Consider the following 21117-nt stretch of genomic DNA (forward strand, 5'->3'; position numbering starts at 1 on the left):
CTCCGGCCCGCCTCGCTTCCCCGATGTGTCCGGCCGTGTGCGGCCGTGTGCGCTGTCGTGTGTCCGGCCGTGTGCCGGCCTCAGGCCGATCCTGCCCCCTGGGGCGGTGCCGGGAACGGCACGACGGCCACTGTTACGTTGTCGTGGCCCCCGCCGTCCAGGGCGTGGCCGACCAGGACCCGGGCACTGTGCAGCGGGCGTACGGCGGCGTCGAGCGGGACTGCGGCGGCCATCTCCTCGGCCGCCTCGGCGTAGTTCCACAGGCCGTCGGTGCACACGATGACCACGCCGGGCCGGTCCGGCTTGAACGAGGCGGTGTGCGGCTCCAGTTCGTAGGCGTCGGCGCCGAGCCACCCGGTGATCGCGTGGGCGCGCTCGTCGGCGTACGCCTCGGCCTCGTTCATCAGGCCCGCCGCGACCATCTGCGCGGCCCAGGAGTCGTCCTCGGTGAGCCGGGCCGCGGGCGCGGAGCGGTCCAGCGGCACCCAGTAGGCGCGGCTGTCGCCGACCCAGCCGACGACCAGCAGACCGGCCGTCACCACGGAGCCGACCAGGGTGCAGGCCGGGGCGTTCTGGTGCGGGGCGTGCTTGTGGCCGGGCTCGGGCTCGTCGGCGAGGGAGTTGACCGCGCGGGAGGCCGCCAGGATCGCCTCGTGCATCGCGGTCTGCGGGTGCGTGCCGCGCGGCAGCGCCGCCAGCAGGGCCTTGCTCGCCGCCTGCGAGGCGGCCGCCGAGGCCTCGTCGGGGCGGGTGGCCGAGGAGACGCCGTCGCAGACGATCGCCAGCACGGCCGGGGAGCCGTCGGGCAGCGCGGTGGCGGCGACCGCGAAGGCGTCCTCGTTGCGGTGGTGGCGCAGACCGCGGTCGCTCACCGCGGCGAGCGGACCGCACTCCTGCTCCATGTGGTCGCGCTCGCGCGGCTGCGCGTGCCCGCAGTTCTCGCAGTACCCGTCCCCGTCGACCCGGCCGGCCCGGCACGCCACGCACAGCGTGGGCTCGCCGCCGGGAGTGCCCGGCTCGGCCACCCGGGGGTCGGGGGCCTGGAGGGGGTACTCGTCGGGCTCGGCCCGGTGGTCGAACCGCACCCCCTCGGCGGGCGCCGCGGCCGCCGGGGCCGCAGGCGCCTCGGCGGGCACCTGCGAGGCACCCTCCGGGACGTGCGGCGCCGGTACGACAGGACCGGCGGGACTCCGCGGACCCGCCGCGACAGGGCCCTGCGGCGCCGGTACGACGGGACTCTCCGGCTGCGGTGCCGGGTGCAGCGGACCGCCTCCCGAGTCGGTGCCCTGGATGTCGGCGGGCACATGCACCCCCGGTGGCGTGTCGGAGGAGTCCGGGACGGCGGCCGACGGCCAGCCCGGTGCGGCGGCCGGCGCGGCCGGCGCACCGTTCATGGTCAGCGTCGGGTGGTCCTCCGGCCGCCCGGGCACGGCGGACAGGTCGTAACCGCACGCGCCGCAGAAACGGTCACCCGACTCCAGCGGCTCCGCGCAGCTCGGACACCTCGACAACGAGGCCTGCTGGGACATCTGCGACATCAATTACACCCACGTCCGGGGGCGGTAACGGTTGGCACGTTCCACCAGGTCGATCCTCTCCTCGCCGCCCCGCGCCAGCCGGGCCAGCGCGCGGTACGAGCGTTCGAGGCCGAACCTGAGGCCCCGCTCGTCCAGTTCACTGCCCAGCAGCGTCCGGCCCCCGGCGGCGTGCGGGGCGGAACCCTGGCCACCGGAGAGTATCCAGTCCAGGGCGCGGCCGAGGACTTCGGCGGACAACTGCTCCCGCCGCGTCGGGTCCAGACCGTAGGCGTCCAGCGCCTCGACCTGCCCCGCGGCGGCCGTCAGATCGTCCAGCGACGGCGTGTCGGAGGCCGTCACCGTCCGCTGGCGCAGCCGCGCGCGCACGGCCGCGACCCGGGCCGCCGTGTAGTGGATGGACGACTCCGGCACCGACTCCAGCGTGGCCACGGCCGCTCTGCGGTCACCCGTCGCGAGCTGCACCCGGGCCAGCCCGAACGCCGCGCTCACATGGCCCGGGTCGGTCGTCCACACCAGCCGGTAGTACTCGGCGGCGTTGTCCGCCTGCCCCAGCAGCTCCGCGCACAGGCCGAGCGCCAGCTTCGGGGCGGTCTCCCCGGGGAAGGCGTCGTACAGCGCGTCGAAGGCCGGGGCCGCGCCCTCCAGGTCGCCGGTCACCAGCGCGGCCACGCCGCGGTACCACACCACCCGCCAGTCGTCGGGCCGTTCGGCCTCCAGCCCGGCGAGGGCGTTCAGCGCGGCCGCCGCGTCGCCGTTCTCCAGCAGGGCGCGGATCTGCCGCAGCCGGGTCTCGACCGACGGGGCCGGAGCGCCCGCCAGCGCCCCCAGCAGTTCCGCGGGCGCCGTCGCCAGCAGACCCGCCAGGAAACCGGCGTTGGGGTCGGCGGGATCGACCCGGGGCACGGGCAGCGCCAGCGCGGCGGCCGGACTGTCGACCGGCTTGACCAGCCCGGTGGGCAGGGCGGGCGAGCCGAGGGTGGCGCCGGGCGCCCCGCCGGCGGGGGTGAACGCGGGCGCGGGTGCGGCGGCCCGGTCCGGCGCCGCCCGCCGGCCGCGGACGTCCCGCGCCCCGAGCCGTGACACCTCGCCCGTCAGCCCCGGCACCAACTCGGTGTCCGTGACGCGCAGTTCCGGCCCGAACAGCGTCGAGAGCGCCGGACGGGCGCGGCCCGTCTGGAGCGAGACGACCTCGCGCAGCACACCGGTCAGCTGCTCGCTCATCTCCTGCGCGGAGGCGAAGCGGCGCGCCGGGTCCGGGTCGGTGGCGCGGACCAGCAGCCGGTAGAACGACTCGTACTGCCGGAACACCTCGATGGTGTCCGGGTCGGGCAGCGAGTCGGCGTAGACACCGGTGTAGCCCTGGAAGTCGAAGGTGAGCACGGCGAGGGTGCGGCCCACGGTGTACAGGTCGCTGGCCACCGACGGGCCGACGTCGGCCACCTCCGGAGCCTGGTAGCCGACCGTGCCGTAGATCGCGGACTCCTCGTCGTCCATACGGCGCACCGCGCCCATGTCGATCAGCTTGAGCTGGTCCTCGGTCTGGATGGCGTTGTCGACCTTGAAGTCGCAGTACAGCAGATTGCGGCTGTGCAGATGGCCGAGCGCCTCCAGCGCCTCGATGCCGTAGGCGCAGGCCTGCTCCACCGGCAGCGGGTCGCGCCTGCCGTCCGGTGTGCGCCGAGAGTTGGCGATCTCCTTGAGCGCCTTGCCGCCCACGTACTCCATGACGATGTAGCCGTCCAGGGAGCCGGTGCGCTGGTCGAGGTGCTCGACGAAGTTGTAGATCCGCACGATGTTGGCGTGCTCGATCTCCGCGAGGAACCGCCGCTCGGAGATCGCCGCCTCCATCGCGTCCTGGTCGCCCGTGTCCAGCAGGCCCTTGAGCACCACCCAGCGGTCGGAGACCGCCCGGTCCACCGCCAGGTAGATCCAGCCGAGGCCGCCGTGCGCCAGACAGCCCGCGACCTCGTACTGGCCGTGCACCACGTCCTTGGCCTTCAGCTTCGGCACGAAGGAGTACGGGTGGCCGCACTTGGTGCAGAAGCCCTCCGTGCGGCCCGGCCGGTCGCCGCGGGACCGGCCGACCGGCGCCCCGCAGTCCGAACGCGAGCAGAACCTCTTGCGCTCGGGCACCTCGGGGTTGTCCAGCACCATCTCGCGCGGGTCGGGCCGCGGGATCGGCGGCACCTGCACGAGGCCCGCGCCCAGCCGCCCCCGGGTCGAGGAGCCCGAGGCCGACCCGGAGCTGCGCACGGACACCGAACGGCCCGTGGACACGCCCGACAGCGAGCGCGACAGCCGCCCCGACACCGAACGCCGGGACTTCGACGACTGCGAGGACGTACGCGAACTGCCCCGGCTGCCGGAGCGGGCGCCCCCGCTGCCCGCCGAGTCCCTGCCGCCGCCGGTCTGCCCGGTCGGCACCGAGCCCGCCCGGCCGCGCCCCGACACCACCGGCGCCAGCCCGCAGGTGTCGCAGTACAGCTCCCCGCCGCCCACGTCCTCGTACGTCCCGTCGCACCCCGGCCGCTGGCAGGTGCGCTGCGCCTGACTCATGACAACCCCCCTCTGCGGTCCTCGGGCCCGCCCTGCCCGGGCACCCTCGGTCCGCCGCCCAGCAGTTCGGCGGCCGCGTGCTGGTAGCGCAGCACCGCCTGTTCGGCGACGCGCAGATCGCACGGGGCGCTCCACAGCATCCGCCGTGCCGCGTCGTAGCGCTCGATCAGCTCCGGGTCCTCCGCCATGCCGTGCCGGGCCACCTTCGCCTTGTACGCGTCCAGCCGGCCGCGCAGCTCCGCGCGCACCGCCAGCGGCGCGGTGACCGCCGTCAACGACTCGCGGGCGCGCAGCAGTTCGTCCTCCGCCTTCTCCTCCAGCGACTCCAGCAGCGGCGACAGCCGGTGCCACTGGGCCTGGCGGCGGTACTCGGCGGCCGCGGCGAGCTGCTCCTGGAGCACGGTCGGCGGGCCGCTGACCACCGGCACCTCGGTCGCCGCGATCTTCGCGAGGACCTCGCCGCGCGCGGTGCGCGCCTCGGCGAGCGTGCGGTCGGCGCGCGAGAGCACGTCCCGCAGCCGGATCAGCCGCTGCTCGGCGTCCTGGCGGACGGTGAGCACCGCGTCGATCTCCCGGCGCACCTCCTCCAGGGCACGTGCCTCACGGTCGTACACCGTCGTGTCCGGGCGGCCGCCGCCGGGCGCCGAACTGCCCTCGGCCGGCACCCAGTGGGCCAGCGGATCCGACACCACCTGCTCGCGCAGTTCGGTGAGCGTCCGTGTGATGCGCTCCAGGTCGTCGCCGGACGGGTGCTCGCCGGGGCGCACCCCCACGGAGTGCGCGAGCTGCCGGGTGCGCTGGAGCTCCGCGGCCAGTAAATCGATCCGGGCGGGCAGCGCCGACCACACCGCGTCGGCGGTCACGACCATGTCCAGGGACCGCGCGTACAGCTCGTTCATCCGCTCCACCAGCGCGGCCAGGGTGAAGCTGTGGCTCAGCCGTCCGGCGTTCTCGGCGCCGGGCGCGGCCACGGCGGAGCCCGCGACGGTGACGGACTCGCCGCGCAGCAGCTCGGTGAGCTCCGCGAGGTCCTCCCGGCTGGACCAGCGGCGGCGCGAGCGGATCTCACGCGCGGAGCGCAGCGTGCCGCTGTAGGCGTCGAAGTACGCCCACAGCAGGGTTATCGAGGCCTCCGTGGCCTGCCAGCGCTCCTTGGTCGTGCCGGTGAGCTCCGCGCCTTCGAGGAGTCTGCGGCCCGCGTGGTCCTGGAGGGCGAGGAGCGAGGTCTCGATCGCCTCGTGCTCCGCGCCGAGCCGCGCCAGCGCACGGTCCACATCGTCCCGGTCCAGCACCGGCCCGGTGGGTCCCGCGCCCATCGATCACCTCTCGTCGCTGTCGTGCTTCCGTGTTGTCGTCCGCCGTCCCTCTAGGTCGGCCCGCCGCAGCTCACTTGTACTTCGGCACGGGCGGGGTCGCCGATTCGGAGTCCGCGCCCAGGGTGGGCCCGAGCCACTTGTCGTAGGAGGCCCGCCAGCCGTCCGGGTCGACGCGGTACCGCTCCAGTATCCGGTTGACCCGGCGGACCAGATCGGTGGCCTTGCGGTTCATCGCCACGCCGTAGTACTCGGTCGTGAACCGTTCGCCCTTGAGCTCCACCGTCGGGTCCTGCGCGGCCTGGCTGGCGGCGAGCGCGCCGTCGGTCACCACCGCGTCCACCAGGCCGAGCTGGAGCCGCACCAGGCAGTCCAGCTGGTTGGGCACGGTGGTGGAGATGTCGGCGGAGGCGTCCAGCTCGCCCGACCTGCGGTCCGCGTCCAGCTTGTCGTACGCCGTGGAGCCGGCCGCCGAGCAGACGCGCGTGCCCGCGAGCGTGTCGTCGTACCCCTCGACGGTGGAGCTGACCGGGGCGAGGACCTGCTGGCCGGTGAGGAAGTAGGGGGCGGAGAACGCCACCTGCTCCAGCCGGGAGCAGGTGATGGTCATCGTGCGCACCACCATGTCGACGCGGCCGCTCTGGATCGCCGGGACGCGCTGGTTGGTGGGGATCGCCTTGAAGCGGATCTTGTCGGGGGAGCCGAGCAGGTCGTCGGCTATACGGCGGGCCAGGTCGATGTCGAAGCCCTCCAACTGCACGTCCTTCTCCGTGCTGTTGGGGTTGCGGTAGCCCCAGCGGTAGCTGTTCTGGTCGACGCCGACCGAGAGATAGCCGCGCTTGCGTATCGCCGCGACGGACGCGCCCTCGGCGGCCGACGGGGCGAGGCTCAGGTCCTGGGGGTCCTCACACTCCTCGGCCCGCACCCGGGTGCCGTCGGCCAGGCCCGGTCCGCCGACGCCGGTGCTGCCGTCGCCGTCGCCCTGGGTGAGCGGCAGCAGCAGCGCGAACAGCGCCGCGAGGGCGCACACGACCGCCATCGCGCCCACACCGCCCCAGCCCCTCAGGCCGGCCCGCAACCGTCGTGCCCGCATCGTCACGCCCCCTCTCACCGGTACTCCGACAGCCTGCGCCCGATGCCCAGGAGCGCGCCGGCCGCGCCCAGCACGGCGAGCACGGCCGCGCCGACCGTCAGCCCCGTCATGGCACCGAGGCCGTCTCCCGCGGCCTGCCGGAACTCGCCCTGCTCGTGCTTCAGGGCCACGTCCAGGTTGTGGTCGACCGAGTCGAAGCACTCCCCGGTCGGCTTGTCGGCCTTGGCGCCGATGATCCGGTCCAGCGCGGTCTGGTAGTCGCCCGAGTCGTCGGCGTCCCGGGCCTCCTTGTGGCGCTCCTGCCACACCTTCATGTTGCCGCCCGCCGACTCGACGGGCTCCCGGCCCGCCGCGTCGTCGGCGAGGTCCCCGGCCGCGGCCAGACCGGCGGCGAGGTCCTTCATGGAGTCCTTGAAGGCGACGTCGAACTTGTCCTGGAACCGGCCCGGTTCGACCTCGACGGTCTCGGCGCCACGGTTGACCAGCGTCAGGTTCTCGTTGCCGCGGGCCTTGAGGGAGGCGATCCGGGCGTCGTTGAGGACGTTCAGCGAGCGCACGCCGTGGTCGTAGGAGTCGTTCAGGTCCGCGCGCGCCACGCTGTGGCCGATCACCAGCCACAGCAGCACGCACGTGGTGGCGGCCGTGCCGGCGACCAGGCCGTGGTTGAGGACGCGGTGGGTGCGCCGGTAGTTGCGGCGCTGGGCCCAGCCGAGGGCGCCGAGCGCGGCCACGCCGACGGCTATCGCGATCCACGGGTAGGGGGTGGCGTCCGCGTAGTCGGCGCGCAGCCGCGCGTTCTGCGAGACGTACAGCTTCTCGGCCGCCGGGAGCATCTTCGTCTGCATGGTGTCGTTCGCGTACCGCAGATAGGCGCCGCCCAGCGGGTAGCCCAGCCGGTTGTTGGCGCGGGCGCGCTCGATCAGGCCCTTGTACTCGGGCAGCAGCTGGTTCAGTTCGGCGATCGTCGCGGCCGCGGGGGAGTCGGGCTCGGAGTTCTCGGCGGCCTGGACCAGGCCGGCCGCGGCGGTGCGGATGTCCTTCTCGTAGCGCTCGCGGGAGGCCCCGGTCTCCTGGCCGCCCGCCAGGAAGCCGCTGGAGGCCGCGGTGTTGGCGTCGGCGAGCGAGCGGTAGATGTCGGCGGCGGCGGAGCTGAGCGGCTGGCTCTCGTGCAGCACGGCGTCGGCGGCGGCCGCGCGGTCGCTGGTCTGCACGGCGGTGACGGCGCCGAACGCGACGACCAGGGCGGCCAGCACCGCGCCGATGACGCGCAGCCGGCCCGGCTCGGTCGTGGCGGCGGCCCGCACCCGGTCGACACCCTCGGCGAACGCGGTCCGCCGCGCCGGACCGGGGACCGCCGGGGCCGGGGCCGCGCCACCGCCGCCATGCCCCGCCTGCGGCGGCACGACGGCGGCCGTGACCGTGCCGGGGCGCACCGGTGGCGCCGCGCTGCTCTTCGGCGGGTGTGTCACCGTGACCTCCCCCTGGTCATCCGTCGCCGCAAGTATCGCTGCCGGGACCGGCATTCGCACCGGCCTTGCTGGATCTTGATCGGATCGCAGCACGGCTCCGATCCCGCACCACCCCTTGCTCATGAATACGCCCCGCGAGCCGGTTCGGTTCCCTCGATGCGGGAGTGCCGTACGCGGCGTTCGCGGGGCGTGGCGCCGGGGGTTCAGCCGAAGTGCGTCCGCAGTCTCACCTGCGCCTCGGCGGTCACTCCGGTGCGGTCCAGGCCCAGCAGTGCCGCGCCGAGGACCGGGCGTGCCGTGACGAGGTGCGCGACCGCCTTGGGGGCGCGGGCGGCGAGCAGTTCGCGCACCCGGTCGTCCAGCAGGGCGTGCCGGGCGGCCAGGACGCTGCCGCCGAGGACCACGGGCGTCTCCTCGTCGAGGAGTTCCAGCCGGGTCAGCGCCACCGCGGCCATCGCGACGACCTCCTCGGCGAGCCGGTCGACCAGCGAGCGGGCGACCGGGTCGCCGGCGGCGGCGGTCGCGAACAGCACCGGTGCCAGCTCGTGCCGACGGGCCTGTGCGATGTGCTCCAGATGCAGCGCCTCGATCAGCGCGTACATGCTGTCCAGCCCGAAGTGCGCGGGCAGCGTGAACGCCAGTTCGGTCGGGCCGCCGCGCCCGTCCTCCGCGCGCGCCGCGTGGTACAGGGCCTCCTCCGCGAGGCCCCAGCCGCCGCCCCAGTCGCCGGACATTCTGCCGATCGCCGGGAAGCGCGCGGTACGCCCGTCGGGGCGCATCCCGACGCAGTTGATGCCCGCCCCGCACACCACCGCCACCCCGCGCGGCTCCGCCACCCCGGCGCGCAGGATCGCGAAGGTGTCGTTGCGCACCTCGACGGACGCGCCCCAGTCGCGCGCCCGCAGCGCCTCCGCCAGATCGCGCTCCTCCACGGGGAAGTCGGCGTTCGCCAGGCACGCGGAGACATGCTCCACCCGGTCCACACCGGCCTCGGCGAAGGCCCGCGCCACCGCCCCGGCGACCTCGTCCACCGCCGCCCGCACCCCCACCACGGGCGGCCGGAAGCCGCCGCCGCGTGCGGTGGCGAGCACCTCCCCCGCGGCGGTCACGACGGCGACATCGGTCTTGCTGTTGCCCGCGTCGACGGCGAGCACGGCCGCTCTCATGCCCACGCGAGGTGCTCCCGGTTGTGCGCGAGCAGCGAGTCGGTGAGCCGCTCGGCGTACGCGTACTGGCCGACCAGCGGATGCGCGAGCAGCGCCCGGAACACCCGCTCGCGGCCGCCGCGCAGGGCCGCCGTCAGCGCGAGGTCCTCGTACGCCGTCACGTTCGCCATCAGGCCCGCGTACAGCGGGTCCACGGGGGCGACCGGCAGCGGTGCCGCGCCCTTGGGTCCGACGGCCGCCTGCACCTCGATCACCGCGTCGTCCGGCAGGAACGGCAGCGTGCCCCGGTTGAGCGTGTTGACCACCTGGTAGGGGCTGCCTCCCCCGCCCAGCAGGGAGGCCGCGAGGTCCACGGCGGCCTCCGAGTAGAAGGCGCCGCCCCGCTGCGCCAGCAGCTCCGGCTTGGTGTCCAGCTGCGGGTCGCCGTACATCGTCAGCAACCGCCGTTCCATCTCGGCGACCTCCGCGGCCCGCGAGGGCTTGGTGCGCAGTTCCTCCACGACCTCGTCGTGCGCGTAGTAGTAGCGCAGGTAGTACGACGGGACGACGCCGAGCCGCTCCAGCAGCGGGCGCGGCAGCCGCAGGTCGGCGGCGACGGTCCCGCCGTGCTCGGCCAGCAGCCGGGGCAGCACGTCCTCGCCCTCGGGCCCGCCGAGGCGCACCCCGGTCTCCCAGGTGAGGTGGTTGAGGCCGACGTGGTCGAGGTGGATCTCACCCGGGTCGGTCTCCAGCAGCGCGGCGAACTTGCGCTGGAGGCCGATCGCCACGTTGCACAGCCCGACCGCCTTGTGGCCCGCCTGCAGGAGCGCGCGGGTGACGATGCCGACCGGGTTGGTGAAGTCGATGATCCACGCGCCCGGGTTGGCGCGGCGAACCCGCTCGGCGATGTCCAGGACGACCGGCACGGTGCGCAGCGCCTTGGCGAGGCCGCCCGCGCCAGTGGTCTCCTGGCCGACGCAGCCGCACTCCAGCGGCCAGGTCTCGTCCCGCTCGCGGGCGGCCTGTCCGCCGACGCGCAGCTGCAGCAGCACGGCGTCCGCGCCGTCCACGCCCGCGTCCAGGTCGGAGGTGGTGACGATCCGGCCGGGGTGGCCCTGCCGGGCGAGGATCCGCGCGGCCAGCCCGCCGACCAGCGCGAGGCGTTCGGTGTCGGGGTCGACCAGCACCAGTTCCTCGACGGGCAGGGTGTCGCGCAGACGGGCGAAGCCGTCGATCAGTTCGGGTGTGTAGGTCGAACCGCCGCCGACCACGGTGAGTTTCACGTGTCTAACCCTTCACTCCGGTGAGCGTGACACCCTCGACGAACGCCTTCTGGGCGAAGAAGAACACGAGGATCACGGGGGCCATGACCAGGACGGTGGCGGCCATGGTGAGATTCCAGTCGGTGTGGTGCGCCCCCTTGAAGGACTCCAGGCCGTAGGACAGCGTCCAGGCGCCGGGGTTCTCGGAGGCGTAGATCTGCGGCCCGAAGTAGTCGTTCCAGGCGTAGAAGAACTGGAACAGCGCCACGGCCGCGATGCCCGGCTTCGCCATCGGCAGCACCACCCGTACCAGCGTGCGCAGTTCGCCGCAGCCGTCCACCCGGGCGGCGTCCAGGTACTCGTCGGGGATGGTCAGCAGGAACTGCCGCAGCAGGAAGATCGAGAACGCGTCGCCGAACGCCATCGGGATCAGCAGCGGCCACAACGTGCCCGACAGATCGAGCTGCTTCGCCCAGAACAGGTACATCGGGATCACCACGACCTGCGGGGGCAGCATCATCATCGCGATGACCAGCATCAGCGACAGACTCCGGCCCCGGAAGCGGAACTTGGCGAGCGCGTAGGCCACCGGGAGGGACGAGGCGACGGTGAGGACCGTGCCGAGGCCGGCGTACAGCAGGGTGTTGCGCCACCAGGTCAGGAAGCCGGGGGTGTCGAGGACCTTCCGGTAGTTGGCCCACTCCCAGGTGTCCGGGACGAGGTCGCGGCTGAGCGCCTGGCTGTCGCTCATCAGCGAGGTCAGCAGCACGAACACGAACGGCAGCGTGAAGAACAGCGCGACCGCCACCCCGAGGGAGTGCACCGCCACCCATTCCAGCGCGGCCCGGCGGCGCGCGACGCGTCCGTCCGCCGCGACGGGTGCCGGGCCGACGGTCTTCTCGAGGACCTGGGTCATCGGTCACCTGCCTGGATCAGACCGCCCCGGCGGCGCATCAGCAGCGCGGTGAACGCCATCGACAGCGCGAACAGCACCAGGGCCACCACACACGCCGAGCCGTAGTCGAAGCGCTGGAAGCCGAGGTTGTAGACGAGCTGGGGGAGGGTGAGGGTGGACTTGTCGGGGAAGCCGGGCTCGAACTGGGTGCCCGCGCCCTGGATCACACCGGAGGCGACCTTCCCGGCCACCAGCGGCTGCGTGTAGTACTGCATCGTCTGGATCACGCCCGTGACCACCGCGAACATCACGATCGGGGAGATGTTCGGCAGCGTCACGAACCGGAACCGCTGCCAGGCGGAGGCCCCGTCCAGCTCCGCGGCCTCGTACTGCTCCTTCGGTACGTCGAGCAGGGCGGCCATGAAGATGACCATCAGGTCGCCGACGCCCCACAGCGCCAGCAGGGTCAGGGCGGGTTTGGACCAGTCGGGGTCGCCGAACCAGCCGGGAGCCGGGAGGCCGATGCCCTCCAGGACCGAGTTGACCGGCCCGGTGCCGGGGTTGAGCAGGAAGGCGAAGGCCATCGTGGCCGCGACCGGCGGGGCGAGGTAGGGCAGGTAGAACAGGGTGCGGAAGACCCCTGTGCCGGTCTTGATCCTCGTGATCAGCAGGCCGACGCCCAGCCCGAACACGACCCGCAGAGCCACCATGACCAGCACCAGCCACAGGGTGTTGCGCAGGGCGGGCCAGAACAGCGGGTAGTGCTCGAAGACGTAGACCCAGTTCTTGGTGCCGCTCCACACCGGCGGCCGGAAGCCGTCGTAGCGCATGAAGGAGAAGTAGACCGTGGAGATCATCGGGTAGGCGAAGAACACCGAGAACCCGATGATCCAGGGCGACATGAACGCGGCGGTGCGCAGCGCCGCGCGGCGGCGCCTCGCCCCCGGGGTGTACGTGCTCATCCCTTACTTCGCCTGCGCGATGTCCGTGTCGATCTGCTCGGCGGCCTTCCTCAGACCGGCCTTCAGATCGGTGACCCTGCCGCTCTCGTAGTCGTAGCCGAGCTGCTGGACGGTCACCAGGTACACACCGCCGTTGACGGAGGCGGGTGTGGTGCTGGAATCGGGGTGCGCGGCGATGTCCAGGAAGGTCTTGAAGCGCGGGTCGTACTTCAGCTTCGGGGACTTCAGCGCCTCCAGCGTGGAGGGCACGTTGTGGATGTTGTTGGAGAAGTCCACCACCGCGTCGGTGTCGGTGGTCATGTACTTCACCAGCTCCCAGGCCGCGTTCTGCTTCCGGCTGGTGGCGGCGATGCCGGCGATGGTGCCGCTGAGGTAGCCCTTGCCGTACTGGTCGGCCTGGTCGTCCGGGACGGGCAGCGGGGCCACCCCGATCTCGAAGCCGGGCTTCGCGTCCAGGGCCATGGCGAGGCGCCACTCGCCGTCGAGCTGCATGGCGACCTGGCCGGTGTGGAAGGGGTGCTTGGGGCCCCACTCGTCGCCGAGGCCGGTGCGGTACTTCTCCAGTTTCGCGAAGCCGCCGAGGTCGTCGACCAGCTTCTTCTGCATGGTGAACCCGGCCTCGAAGGCGGGGTCGCCGGCCAGGTTGGACTTGCCGTCGGCGGTGAAGTAGGTGGGGGAGAACTGCCCGAAGTAGTGCTCGGTGGTGGTCTCCCAGCCGTGGTAGTTCGGCATGAAGCCGAGCTGCTTGTACGAGCCGCCCCGGGGGATCGTCAGCTTCTTGGCGACCCGCGCGAACTCGGTCCAGGTCTTCGGCGGCGCGGTGATGCCGGCCTTCTCGAACGCCGTCCTGTTGTAGTAGAGGCCGTAGGCGTCGCCGAGCAGCGGGACCGCGCAGCGGTTGCCCTCGAACTGGGTGTACTCGTTCATGGCCTTCGGGAACGTCGCCGCCGGGTCGATGTCCGACTTCTCGAAGAACGGGTCGAGGTCGACCAGCGCGCCCGAGGAGCAGAACCTGCCCACGTTGTTCGTGGTGAACGACGAGATGACGTCGGGCGCCTTGGAACCCCCCGCCCGCAGCGCCTGGTTGATCTTGTCGTCGGTCATGTTGCCGGTGACCTTGACGTGGATGTTCGGGTGCGCCTTCTCGAAGCCGGCCACCAGGTCGTTGACGGCCTTCACCTCGGACGGCGCGCTCCAGGCGTGCCAGAAGTTGAGGGTGGTCTCCTGCGCGGGGTCGTCGGAGGCTCCCGTGTCCGGGGAACCGGTACAGGCGGTGGCGAGAAGGACGAGGGACGCGGACGCGGCCATCGCGAGCGCGACTCTTCTGGGTATTCCGGGCATGGCGAGGCTCCCAAAGGGCGGTCGGGGCGGGGAGGGTGCGGGGGAGGGAAGCGGTCGGAAAGGGTGGCCGAGGGGTCAGCGAGAGGTGTCGAAGACCTCGTCGCGGGTGGTCGCGAGCGCGCTCTCCAGCGCGCCGCGCAGAACCGGGTGTTCGGTCACGTCGCCGACGACCAGCCGGGGCCGGGCGGCGGCCAGTTCGGCCAGCTCCGTCTGGACCAGGCCGCGCAGCACCTCGCCGCCCGCGGTCAGACAGGAGCCGCTGAGGACGACGAGCTCGGGGTCGAGGACGGAGACCAGCGAGGCGAGACCGGTCGCGAGCCGGGTCGCGTACGTCTCCAGCAGCCGTCGGTAGGGGCCGCCCGGGTGATCGGCCGCGCGGGCGAGAAGCTCCGCGGCGGCGTCGGCGTGCGGCCCGGCGGGGACGTCCTCGACGCCGAGCTCGCGGGCGAGCCGCGGAACCGCCTGGGAACCGGCCAGCTCCTGGTAGCCACCGCTGTTGGCCTTGGTGACCTGGCGGACCAGAGGGGTGCCCGGCACCGGCAGGAAGCCGACCTCGCCGGCGCCGCCGGTCCAGCCGCGGTGCAGCCGGCCGCCGATCACCAGGGCGGCACCGAGGCCCTCCTGGTTCCACAGCAGCACGAAGTCGCCGTGGCCGCGGGCCGCGCCGCCGCGCTGCTCGGCGACGGCGGCGAGGTTGACGTCGTTCTCGTACTCCAGCGGCATCGGCAGTGCCGCGGCGATCTCGTCGAGCAGCGTGGGGGAGTGCCAGCCGGGCAGGTGGGAGGCGTAGCGCAGCCGTCCGGTGGAGGGGTCGAAGGCGCCGGGGGTGCCGACGACCAGCCGGTGGACGTCGTCGCGGGTCAGCCCGGCCGCCTTCACGGCCCCGTCCAGCGCGGCGGTGACCTGCTGGGCGGCGCCCTGGGCGGAGCGGCGGGGGGTGGCCAGTTCGAACTCGCCGACCGTACGGCCGGTGATGTCGGCGACGGCGGCGCGGATGCGTTCGGGGGTGACGTCCAGCCCGGCGGCGTGGGCGGCGGCCGGGTTCACGGCGTACAGCTGGGCGCTGGGGCCCGGGCGGCCCTCGCTGGTGCCGGTCACCCGCACCAGGCCTGCGGCCTCCAGCCGGGCCAGCAGCTGCGAGGCGGTCGGCTTCGACAGCCCGGTCAGCTTGCCGATCCGGGTCCGGGTGAGGGGCCCGTGCTCCAGCAGCAGATCCAGGGCGGCCCGGTCGTTCATGGCACGCAGTACGCGCGGAGTACCCGGCGTACCGGCTGTACCCGCCATGGTCGACACCTGCCTTTCGGGCGCCCGGCCTCTCACGCGGCGCACTGCCGCGGAGGGTCACTGTTAGGAAGGTTTCCTATCAATGCTGGGACCGTATGCCGGGCGTGAAGGGGGCGTCAATAGGGGAGCGGCATGCTCATCGCTCGTTCTCCTCGCCACGCTGCTGCCAGGCTAAGCCCGCGTCGGGTGCCCCGGTGTGACGACGGGGCACCCGACGCCGGGTCGGCGTCCGATGCCCCGTCTCTTCACTCGAACGAGTGTGCTGAACCGTTCCGCTCCGGTCGCGTCTACTTCGTGGTGCTCGGGGGCGTCAGCGGGGACGCCGCCGCCGACTGCGGGGACGAGCTGTTGGCGTAGACGGACGGGGCCGCCATGCCGGCCGTCGGGTCGTCCTCCGACGCGGCCGCGGGCTGGGCCGGCAGACCGCCGACGATACGGATGCCCTCGGCGTCCAGGGCCTGCTTGATCCGCCAGCGCAGCTCGCGCTCGATCTTCAGGGCCTTGCCGGGCATCGTCTTGGCGGAGACCCGCACCACCATGGACTCGAGCAGCACGCTGTCGAGGCCGAGGACCTCCACCGGGCCCCACAGCAGCTCGTTCCAGGGCTCCTCCTTGCTCATCCGGTCGGCGGCCTCGGTGAGCACCGTCTTCACCCGGTCCAGGTCCTCGTTCGGCCGGACCGTGACGTCGACGCCGGCCGTCGCCCAGCCCTGGGAGAGGTTGCCGACCCGCTTGACCTCGCCGTTGCGGACGTACCAGATCTCGCCGTTGTCGCCGCGCAGCTTCGTCACCCGCAGGCCCACCTCGATGACCTCGCCGGAGGCGACCCCCGCGTCGATCTGGTCGCCCACGCCGTACTGGTCCTCGAGGATCATGAAGACGCCGGAGAGGAAGTCGGTCACCAGGTTCCGCGCGCCGAAACCGATCGCCACACCCGCGACACCCGCCGAGGCCAGCAGCGGGGCCAGGTTGATGGCGAAGGTCGACAGGATCATCAGCGCGGCCGTGCCGAGGATCAGGAAGCTCGCCACCGACCGCAGCACCGAGCCGATCGCCTGCGAACGCTGCCGACGGCGCTCCACGTTGACCAGCAGTCCGCCTATCGCGGTCCCGTCCACCGACTGCGCGGTGCGGCTCATCCGGTCGATCAGCTTGGTGATCGCCCGCCGCACGAACACCCTGAGGACCGCCGCGACCACCAGGATCAGCAGGACGCGCAGCCCGATCGCCAGCCAGGTCGACCAGTTCTGCTCGACCCAGCTCGCGGCCTGGGTCGCGCTCTCCTGGGCGTCCTGGATCGACGGCACCGCGGGCGCGGTCTCCGACGGCGACGGGGACGGGCTCGCGGCGGCGAGCAGGGCGGACAGGGACGTCACGTCGGGTACCTCCAGGTGCGGTCCGCCCTCCGGCCGGCGGTCAAGTATTCCAAGGTCACGAAAGGGTCACCGGAGGGCGGGTTCACCACACTATCGGGGCATCGTGTGTGGATCGTTGCGGTGTCAGAGGGAGAAAGGACACGAACCCGGGGATGAACAGGGGGGATCACGGCTTCGTCATCCCGGGGATGAATGAGATGTGGTCGAAAACACTCCCAGCCCGTTACCGGGACATGGTGGCGCGTTCACCAGGCATGAGGGGAGACTGACTGCAGATCGTCCCGGCGCGAGCCACGCGCCGCCGGCGTACAAGGAGGCATCCGTGCCGCATGTCCTGGTCCTCAACGCGTCGTACGAGCCCCTCGGCGTCGTACCGCTCCGCCGCGCGCTCGTCCTCGTCCTGGAGAACAAGGCCGTATGCCTTGAGGAGTCCGGCGCCTTTCTGCACAGCGCGACCGTCACAGTCCCCGCACCCAGCGTGGTCCGGCTCAAGCGATTCGTCCGGGTTCCCTATCGGGGGCCCGTTCCTCTTACCCGCCGGGCGCTGTTCGCGCGCGACGGGGGCCGGTGCATGTACTGCGGTGGCGTCGCAACCAGCGTCGACCACGTCATCCCGCGCAGCCGCGGGGGCAAGCACGTCTGGGACAACGTGGTGGCGTCCTGCCGCCGCTGCAACCACGTGAAGGCCGACCGTCACCTCGGTGAGATCGGCTGGCGGCTGCGCCACAAACCCGCCCCGCCCACCGGACTGGCCTGGCGCATCATCGGCACCGGCCATAGGGACCCGCGCTGGCTGCCGTACCTCCAGCCGTACGGCGCGGACGACGCCCTGGCCCGGATCGACGGCATCTCAGCCTGACGATCCGGGCCTTCGCATTCCCCGTAGGGGACCGGGGAGACCCCCGTCCACCCCGGTCCCACGGGTGATCCGGCCTGCGCGGGGCGGGCAGGGCGGCCCGCTGCGCCTGGCCGCCGCTCATCTCGCCGGGCCGCGGCTCCTCCCCGGCCGCGAGCCGGACCGAGGCGCCGCGCAGGGCCATGTCCGGCCGTGCGTCTTGACCAGGCCGGACGCCGTGAGCGGCGGGTCCGGACTCGTGTCGGTGGTCATACCGTGTCCACCTCCGCGGCGAGGGGGGCGAGCCGGGCGCCGGTCGTCGTCATCCAGCGCAGGTCGGCGTCGAGATGGGTCAGGGCGTAGTCCGCCGACAGGACCGTCGACAGATCCGCGCCGGGGGCGGTCTTCACCGCCGTGAGCTCGCGCATACGGCCGATGTGCGCGGCGCGCTGGTCGCGCAGATACGCCTCGGGGTCGCCGGACGTCAGGATCGACACGACGACCTTCGCGAAGATCTCGTTGGCCACGAAGGGCGCGGGCGGGGTGACCTCGGCCGCCCAGCGCGTCAGTTCGCGGGCGCCGTCCTCGGTGGCCCGGTACAGGGTGCGTTCCGGTCCGCCCTCGGAGCCGGTGCCGTCGACCTCGGCGAGTCCGTCCCGGACCAGGCGCTGAAGGGTCGTGTAGACCTGCCCGTAGGCGAGCGGACGGGCCTGCGGGAAGCGTTCGTCGTGCCGTCGCTTGAGGTCGTAGCCGTGGCTGGGACCCGTGGCGAGCAGCCCGAGCAGGATGTGGCGGGTGCTCATGGCGATCATTATGTACTGAGTACATGTGCTGAGCGAATAGTCGGCGCCGGGAATCTTCGCGCGGCGGACGGGCCCGCTGCCGGAGGGCCGGTGACTCACCTGGCGGGCGGGCGCGGGTGGGCCGCCGCTGGAGGCGGCTCGCGTGGCCGGCGGGCGGTCGCATGGGAGCCCGGCGGCTCGCCGGAGAATCTTGCGTGACCGGGTGCGGAGTCGACGGAGATTGTGGCGACACGCGGTATTCGTCTTCCGATACGTCTGCCGCCGTGCCCACTGGGTAGGGCTGTGTTGTCCCGTGCCAGCCGTCCGGCCGTCCCGCCACCGACGAAGGAGCCCTCATGGCCGCCTCGACCCGCCCGCTGATCCCCGCCCCCTCCAAACGCCCGGCGGAGCCCACCGCCGAGTGCGTGCGCGTGTGCTCCGCCGAGAGCGCCTACGCCCAGACCCCGCTGACCAGCGAACCCCCGCTGCCGTACGCCGAACCCCTCACCAGCGAGCCGCCGCTCGCCGCCCCGGACGCCGACACGACGAGGCCGTAGATGACCGCACCCCGCCCGGACCGGCCCCCGACCGCGGACCTGGCCCGCCTCGCCGAACTGCACGGCGTCGCCACGTCCTACCGCCCCGCCCCCGACCGCACCGTCACGGCCTCGCCCGTCGCCGTCACCCGCGTCCTGGCCGCCCTCGGCGTCGACGCGAGCACGCCCGAGACGATCCGCGCCGCCCTCGCCGCCCGAGAACGGGAACTCGGCGCACGGCTTCTGCCGCCGACCGTCGTGGCCTGGCAGGGGACCGAGCCGGCCGCGCTGGGCGCACTGCCCGCGGGGACCCGGCTGCACGTCGAGACCGAGCAGGGTGCGACCCGCACCACCGTCGAGGGCCTGCCGCCCGGAGTGCACCGGCTGACCGCGACCGCACCCGGCGGACGCACCGCCGAGGCCCACCTCGTCGTGGCCCCCGCCCGGCTGCCCGCCCCGACCGGGCGGTCGTACGGCTTCCTCGTCCAGCTCTACTCCCTGCTCTCCCACCGCTCCTGGGGCATGGGCGACCTCGGGGACCTCGGCGAACTGGCCGCCTGGGCCGGTCGGGTGCTCGGCGCCGGGTTCGTCCAGGTCAACCCACTGCACGCCGCGGTGCCCGGCACGCCCACGGACCCCTCGCCCTACCGCCCCTCCTCCCGCCGCTTCCCCGACCCCGTGCATCTGCGCGTGGAGAACGTCCCCGAGTTCGCCCACGTCGAGGACCGCGAGCGCGTCGCCGGGCTCCTCGAACGCGCCGCCCGGCTCCGGGAGTCCGTGCTCGACAAGGGCGCCCTCATCGACCGGGACGCCGTGTGGGAACTCAAGCGCGAGGCACTGGAACTCGTCCGCGCCGTACCGCTCGGCCCCGGACGCCGCGCGGCCTACGAGGACTTCCTCGCCGCCCACGGCAGCGCCCTTCAGGACCACGCCACCTGGAACGCGCTCGCCGAGGTGTACGGCGGCGACGTGGAGCAGTGGCCCGACCCGCTGCGGGACCCCCGGTCGGCCGAGACCGCCCGCGCGAGGGCCGGACTGACGGACCGTGTGGACTTCCACACCTGGCTCGCCTGGCTCACCGACAGCCAGCTCGTCGCCGTGCAGCGCACCGCCCGCGAGGCCGGGATGCCGGTGGGCATCGTCCACGACCTGGCCGTCGGCGTGCACCCCGGTGGCGCCGACGCCTGGGCCGGGCGGGACCACTTCGCCACCGGCATGTCGGTCGGCGCCCCGCCCGACGCCTTCAACGCCCGCGGCCAGGACTGGGGCCTGCCGCCCTGGCGCCCCGACCGGCTCGCCGAGTCCGGTTACGCACCCTACCGGGCCCTGCTCCAGGCCCTGTTCCGCAGCGCCGGAGCCCTGCGCATCGACCATGTCATGGGGCTGTTCCGGCTCTGGTGGGTCCCGCAGGGCCTGCCGCCCACCGACGGCACCTACGTCCGCCACGACGCCGAGGCCATGCTCGCCGTGCTCGTCCTGGAGGCCTCGCGGGCGGGCGCGATCGTCATCGGGGAGGACCTCGGTACGGTCGAGCCCGGCGTCCGCGAGGCGCTGCGCGAGCGCGGGGTGCTGGGGACGTCGGTGCTGTGGTTCGAACGAGACTGGGACGGGGACGGCCTGCCCCTGCCGCCCGCGGCCTGGCGCCCGGACTGTCTGGCCACGGCCACCACCCACGACCTCCCGCCCACCGCGGCCCGGCTCACCGGCGAGCATGTCGAACTCCGCGACCGGCTGGGCCTGCTGACCCGTCCGCTCGCCGAGGAACGCGCCTCGGCCGCCGCCGACACAGCCGAATGGCTGGCCCTTCTCCACCGGCTGGGACTGCTGGACGGGACGGGCTTCACGGCGGGGGAGTCGGAGGAGGTGGCTGGGGCCTCCGAGGGGGTGGATGGGGCCTTCGACGGGGTCGCGGGGCCCGGAGCGGCCGGGGCCGAGGCTGGGGCCGACGGGGCCGACGGGGCCGAGGTGGCCGAGGCGGCAGAGGTGGCCGAAGTGGCGGAGGTCCTCGCCGTCCATCGCTTTCTGCTGCGTACGCCCGCCCGCCTCGTCGGGGCCTGGCTCCCGGACGCGGTCGGAGACCGCCGCCCGCAGAACCTCCCCGGCACCTGGGACGAGTACCCGAACTGGCGTCTGCCCGTCGCCGACGCCGAGGGCCGGCCCGTCACCCTGGAGGAGCTGACGTCGTCCGCCAGGCTGCGGGCGCTGGCGGAGGTGCTGCGGGAGGGGACACGGGAGGGCGGCCCCTGAGGGCCGGGCAGCGGGTGCCGGGGTGCCGTGCGTCGGGCCGCCGCCGCGCGGCCGCTGGTGGCAGGGCGGGCCGGGGATCGGGGAGGGGCGGGACGGCAGGTCCGCCGGCGCCCGTGAGCGACCCCGCTGACGTGCGGTATCGCCATAACGGACCCCCGGGCGCGCGGCCCCGACCGGCGTTCGCTACTTTTGCACCGTGGACAAGAAGAACGCCCTGCGCGTCGGCGCCCTGGCCGCCGGTACGACGCTGATGATGCTGCTCATGTCGTCCCCCGCCCTCGCGCTGACCCGCGACGACGGTGACGACCCCGGCACGGGCCTGAGCGTCATCGAGACGCTGGGTCTGTTCGTGCTCGCCCCGATCGCCCTGTTCGCCGTCACCGCCGGTCTGGTGATGGTCCTCGACCGGTCCTCGTACCGGGTGACCAAGCCCAAGGCCAAGGCCGGCGCCTGACGGCCCGAACCCGGCTCTTCCCCGAGGGC

At 73.4% G+C, this 21117-nt stretch carries 17 protein-coding genes; 4 read left to right on the forward strand and 13 right to left on the reverse strand.

The window, feature by feature from the left end:
• Positions 1 to 80: 80 nt before the first annotated feature.
• The 12 genes from ACFYR0_RS01555 to ACFYR0_RS01610 all read right to left on the reverse strand — a co-directional run bounded on the left by ACFYR0_RS01555 (position 81) and on the right by ACFYR0_RS01610 (position 16234).
• A complete protein-coding gene (locus ACFYR0_RS01555) occupies positions 81 to 1538 on the reverse strand; it encodes a protein phosphatase 2C domain-containing protein (RefSeq protein ID WP_389320481.1) in 1458 nt (485 codons plus the stop codon).
• A gap of 3 nt (positions 1539 to 1541) precedes the next feature.
• Positions 1542 to 4094, reverse strand: a complete 2553-nt coding sequence (locus ACFYR0_RS01560) for a tetratricopeptide repeat protein (RefSeq protein WP_389320484.1) — start codon at positions 4092 to 4094, stop codon at positions 1542 to 1544.
• Entirely contained in the window at positions 4091 to 5410 is a 1320-nt protein-coding gene (locus ACFYR0_RS01565; RefSeq protein WP_389320487.1) for a hypothetical protein, read from the reverse strand. The genes ACFYR0_RS01560 and ACFYR0_RS01565 overlap by 4 nt, the downstream gene beginning before the upstream one ends.
• Positions 5411 to 5480: 70 nt before the next feature.
• Positions 5481 to 6500: a glutamate ABC transporter substrate-binding protein gene (locus ACFYR0_RS01570; RefSeq protein WP_389320490.1), complete on the reverse strand. Its 1020-nt coding sequence runs from the start codon at positions 6498 to 6500 to the stop codon at positions 5481 to 5483.
• A 14-nt stretch (positions 6501 to 6514) separates the two neighbouring features.
• Positions 6515 to 7969, reverse strand: a complete 1455-nt coding sequence (locus ACFYR0_RS01575) for a hypothetical protein (RefSeq protein WP_389320493.1) — start codon at positions 7967 to 7969, stop codon at positions 6515 to 6517.
• A gap of 203 nt (positions 7970 to 8172) precedes the next feature.
• Positions 8173 to 9135: an N-acetylglucosamine kinase gene (locus tag ACFYR0_RS01580; RefSeq protein WP_389321104.1), complete on the reverse strand. Its 963-nt coding sequence runs from the start codon at positions 9133 to 9135 to the stop codon at positions 8173 to 8175.
• Entirely contained in the window at positions 9132 to 10397 is a 1266-nt protein-coding gene (locus tag ACFYR0_RS01585) for a 6-phospho-beta-glucosidase (RefSeq protein WP_389320496.1), read from the reverse strand. Before ACFYR0_RS01585 ends, ACFYR0_RS01580 begins: the two co-directional genes overlap by 4 nt.
• A 4-nt stretch (positions 10398 to 10401) precedes the next feature.
• Positions 10402 to 11292, reverse strand: a complete 891-nt coding sequence (locus ACFYR0_RS01590; protein WP_389320499.1) for a carbohydrate ABC transporter permease — start codon at positions 11290 to 11292, stop codon at positions 10402 to 10404.
• Positions 11289 to 12233: a carbohydrate ABC transporter permease gene (locus ACFYR0_RS01595; protein ID WP_386385471.1), complete on the reverse strand. Its 945-nt coding sequence runs from the start codon at positions 12231 to 12233 to the stop codon at positions 11289 to 11291. Before ACFYR0_RS01595 ends, ACFYR0_RS01590 begins: the two co-directional genes overlap by 4 nt.
• Before the next feature lie 3 nt (positions 12234 to 12236).
• Positions 12237 to 13574, reverse strand: coding sequence for an ABC transporter substrate-binding protein (locus ACFYR0_RS01600; RefSeq protein WP_389320503.1), 1338 nt, complete (start codon positions 13572 to 13574; stop codon positions 12237 to 12239).
• A gap of 75 nt (positions 13575 to 13649) precedes the next feature.
• A complete protein-coding gene (locus tag ACFYR0_RS01605; RefSeq protein WP_389320506.1) occupies positions 13650 to 14858 on the reverse strand; it encodes an ROK family protein in 1209 nt (402 codons plus the stop codon).
• 287 nt (positions 14859 to 15145) lie between these two features.
• Positions 15146 to 16234: a mechanosensitive ion channel family protein gene (locus ACFYR0_RS01610; RefSeq protein WP_389320509.1), complete on the reverse strand. Its 1089-nt coding sequence runs from the start codon at positions 16232 to 16234 to the stop codon at positions 15146 to 15148.
• Positions 16235 to 16556: 322 nt separating this feature from the next.
• On the opposite strand from ACFYR0_RS01610, the gene ACFYR0_RS01615 reads away from it, so the two are divergent.
• Positions 16557 to 17093, forward strand: a complete 537-nt coding sequence (locus ACFYR0_RS01615) for an HNH endonuclease (RefSeq protein ID WP_360213324.1) — start codon at positions 16557 to 16559, stop codon at positions 17091 to 17093.
• Positions 17094 to 17338: 245 nt separating this feature from the next.
• Here ACFYR0_RS01615 and ACFYR0_RS01620 read toward each other — a convergent pair whose 3' ends face one another.
• Positions 17339 to 17872 carry a PadR family transcriptional regulator gene (locus ACFYR0_RS01620; protein WP_389320512.1) on the reverse strand — a complete coding sequence of 178 codons (534 nt, stop codon included), beginning with the start codon at positions 17870 to 17872 and terminating at the stop codon, positions 17339 to 17341.
• 335 nt (positions 17873 to 18207) lie between these two features.
• On the opposite strand from ACFYR0_RS01620, the gene ACFYR0_RS01625 reads away from it, so the two are divergent.
• The 3 genes from ACFYR0_RS01625 (at position 18208) to ACFYR0_RS01635 (ending at position 21088) form a co-directional block, all read left to right on the forward strand.
• A complete protein-coding gene (locus ACFYR0_RS01625) occupies positions 18208 to 18408 on the forward strand; it encodes a hypothetical protein (protein WP_386385483.1) in 201 nt (66 codons plus the stop codon).
• Positions 18409 to 20634, forward strand: a complete 2226-nt coding sequence (gene malQ / locus ACFYR0_RS01630; protein ID WP_389320515.1) for a 4-alpha-glucanotransferase — start codon at positions 18409 to 18411, stop codon at positions 20632 to 20634.
• 196 nt (positions 20635 to 20830) lie between these two features.
• On the forward strand, positions 20831 to 21088 hold the full coding sequence (locus tag ACFYR0_RS01635) for a hypothetical protein (protein WP_386385487.1): 258 nt from the start codon (positions 20831 to 20833) through the stop codon (positions 21086 to 21088).
• Positions 21089 to 21117: the final 29 nt, after the last annotated feature.

The organism is Streptomyces sp. NPDC005017 (assembly GCF_042873115.1).
GTDB lineage: Bacteria > Actinomycetota > Actinomycetes > Streptomycetales > Streptomycetaceae > Streptomyces.